The following is a 3,448-nucleotide window of genomic DNA, read 5'->3' as shown; positions in this document are numbered from 1 at the left end:
TGAGGAGCCGGGCTCGCGGGAATCAGCGAAGGGCCCGGCCTCGCGAGAGTCCGCGAAAGACCCCGCCTCGCGAGAGCCCGCGAACGGGTCGCCCGCATGAGGGCCTGCTGAGGAGCCGGCTCCATGGGAATCCGTGAAGGGCGCAGCCTCACGGGAATCCGTGAAAGGCGCAGCCTCACGCGAGTCCCCGAACCCCCCGGCCTCACCAGAATCGGCCGGGAACCCGGAAGCACGGCGGTCTGTCGACGAGCCGCCATCACGGGAGCCCGCGAACGGGCCGCCCGCACGGGGACCCGCTGAGGAGCCGGGCTCGCGGGAATCTGCGAACGGTCCAGCCTCACGCGAGTCCCCGGACGGGCCGGCCCCGCGCGAGTCCCCGGGGAGGCCGGCCGTACGGAAGTCCGAAGCGGACCCGGCCGTACGGAAGTCCGAAGCGGACCCGGCCGTACGGAAGGCCGTCGACGATCCGGACTCGCGGGAGTCCGAAGACCGCACGGGCTCGCGGAAGTCCGTCGGCGCCCCGTTCTCACGGGAGTCCGCGAAAGGTGTCGTGTCGCCGCGGCCCCCGGAAGTCGGCTGGGCCTGCGAGCCGGGGCGGGTGCGGACGCGCATCGGCATGCCGCCGGACGTCACCCCGCCGCGTCCCGAACCGGGGACCGGACCGGTCGCCGAACCAATGCCGGACCCTGTGTCCGTCCCGGCGGCCGAGCCCCTGCCCGAGTTGTTGCCCGAACCTGACCCCTGCCCTGGACCCATCAAACCGGTCACCGAACCCGAGCCGGTCACCGAACCCGGCCCTGAAATCGGCCCCGAACCCGAGCCTGAACCCGTTCCCGAACCGGCGCCCGATCCCGATCCCATCCCCGTCGCCGACCCCGCGACCGAAGCCAGATGCCGTTCCGCCCTCGGGTCCAGCGTGGGCGGGAGCGTGTCCGCCGCCGACTCCGTGAGGACGTGCGGGAGGACCACGACGGCGAGGGAGCCGCCGTAGGAGGAGGCCTGGAGGCTGGCGGTGACGCCATGGCGTTGGGCGAGATGTCCGACCGTGAAGAGACCGAGGCGTGGGTCCTCGCCGAGTGTGGTGAAGCTGAAGTCCTTGGGGTGGTGCAGGAGTTCGTTCGCCGCCGCGTACTCGTCGGCCGACAGACCGAGCCCCCGGTCCTCGACCTCGACGGCGTACCCCTGCGCCACCGGCAGTGCCCGTACCCGGACTTCGGTGTGCGGCGGGGAGAACGTCACGCCGTTCTCGATGAGTTCGGCCATGAGGTGGATCGTGTCGCCGACCGCGGGTCCCAACACCGCGATCGGCGGCAGGGGTTCGACCACGACCCGGGCGTAGCCCTCGATCTCGGACACCGCGCTGCGCAGCAGATCCGCGAGCGGCACCGCGTGCTTCCAACGGCGCCGGGGCGCCGCGCCCGACAGCACGGTGAGGCTCTCCGCGTTGCGCCGCATCCGGGTGGCGAGGTGGTCGACCCGGTAGAGATCGGAGAGGAGTTCGGGGTCCTGCTCCTTGCGCTCCATGGAGTCGATCACCGTGAGCTGCCGGTGCACGAGGAGCTGGATCCGGCGCGACATGTTGTGGAACACCAGCCGCGCCCCCTCACGCAGCGAGGCCTGCTCCAGCGCGACGCTCACGGCGGTCCGCTGGGCGCTGTTGAACGCCTCCGCGACCTTGCCCAACTCGTCCGTGCCGAAGTCGAGTTCGGGCAGGTCGTCGAGTTCGGCCCGCTTGCCCTGGGTGCGCAGCCGGGTGATCAGTTCGGGCAGCCGTTCATCGGCGAGTTCGAGCGTCGCCGTACGCAGCCCGGACATACGGCCGAGGAGGGACCGGGTGATGCGCCAGGACAGCAGGGCCACGGCGAGTACGGCGGCCAACGCGACGACGCTGCCCGACATCGCCTTGACGAGCACCATGTGGGTCCGGTGCGAGGCGTCCTTGGTGACCAGCGCCAGGAACTGCCCCTCCACGGCCTGCACCGCGGCGGACACCTGCCCCGGGGCAGCCGCTCGGGCGGCCGAGGGACGCGGCACGTCGATCGTGCCGTCGTGCGCCGCGGTCGCCGTACCGACGGTCGTCTCGAAGGCCGTCATGGCCTCCCCGTTCTGCCCGCCCATGGCCGTCCCGAGTGCCGCCGCCAGATCCGCGGGCAGATACGGTTCGACCTCGTTGGACAGCACGGAACCACGGACCGCCCCGGCCGAAGCCAGGGCCGCCCGCTCCTGGACGCTCAGCTTCCCGGAGGAGGCGACGCCATCGAGGATCGCCTCCTCCTGCGTCAGAGCCTCCGTTCCGCGCAGGAACGCCAGAGCATGGCTGGCGCCGGCCGCGGTGGCCGCGTCGCCGGCGTCCGTGTTGAGCGTCCCGAAGAGGTTCAGCACCGACGTCACGGTGTCGGAGTAGACGGTGTAGGCGTGCTGCCGACTGCCCTTCCCCGCGTCCACCGCGACCCGTTCGGCAGCCAGGTCGGAGAGCCGTCTCCGCACGGTCGCCAACTGGGCCCGGTACTGAGTCGATCCGTCACTCCCGGAGGCGGCGTCCGCCTTGCGGAAACCGGCGAGCACGGCGTCGGTCCGGCGCCGCTGCGCGTCCAGCGCGGTACGGCCGCCGTGCGACGACAACAACACTGTCGTGAGCTGCCGTTCCTTCTGGAACTCACCGACCGCCGGCACCAGGGCGTACGTGGTCTTCGCCGGCTGCCCCTCCTCGTTGGCCTTGTGCCACTGGTCGAACAGCGCGTAGGAACCACTGACCCAGAGCAGAACCATCGCCGCCGCCGGCACCACCGCGAGCGTGATGAGCGAGGCGCGGATACTGCGCCCCCGCCCGGCTTTCGCGCCCGTCTCCGGCTGCGCGGGCGTACCCCGATGTCGGCTCACCTCGCCCACCGGCACCCGAAAGCACGGCAGTAAGGAGGAGCTGCGGTGAAGAACTGCGACACCGGCGTATTTCCTTTCCGGGGTGGCGCGCGACATATCCAGACGGGCCGCCGGACACGTCAACACGCCTGCACACACTGGGGAGTTGACGGCACAGCACGCCAGGAACGCCAAAGACACCCTGCGGATTCACGACGGGCGCCCGAGCCCCCCGCGCAGTTGGTGAGTTATGAAACCGAGCCATCCGATCCGGGTCAAGGGAACCCACAAATCCCGTTAGGCGCAGAGGTTTAGGCCACCCGGAACACTATGCGCGTAGACAGCTCGACTCCGCCCACTCCAACTCCTCGGCCACGAAGACGTTTTGGCTGATTACACACGGTGAGGCGAGGGGTAGAGGGAGATCGGGGTGACATCGGGGGCGCCGGGAGGGCGCCGGGACCGGCCTCCCAACACCCCAGCAGATGTGACCTAGTTCACAGCATAAACACGGCTCATGCACACCAACTCCATCAGCCTCCGGGGTCGTTGGGCGGGCGCGCCGTACTCAACCGCCCCACCCTCACCC

At 70.7% G+C, this 3,448-nt stretch carries 1 protein-coding gene; it reads right to left on the bottom strand.

Features of this window, described 5'->3' with window-relative positions; all coding sequences use genetic code 11:
- On the bottom strand, positions 1-2,880 hold a 2,880-nt coding region (locus JHN63_RS50110), incomplete at its 3' end, for a nitrate- and nitrite sensing domain-containing protein (protein ID WP_200691796.1).
- Positions 2,881-3,448: the final 568 nt, after the last annotated feature.

The organism is Streptomyces sp. MBT65 (assembly GCF_016612545.1).
Taxonomy (GTDB): domain Bacteria; phylum Actinomycetota; class Actinomycetes; order Streptomycetales; family Streptomycetaceae; genus Streptomyces.
This window is presented reverse-complemented; position numbering and strand designations above follow the sequence as displayed.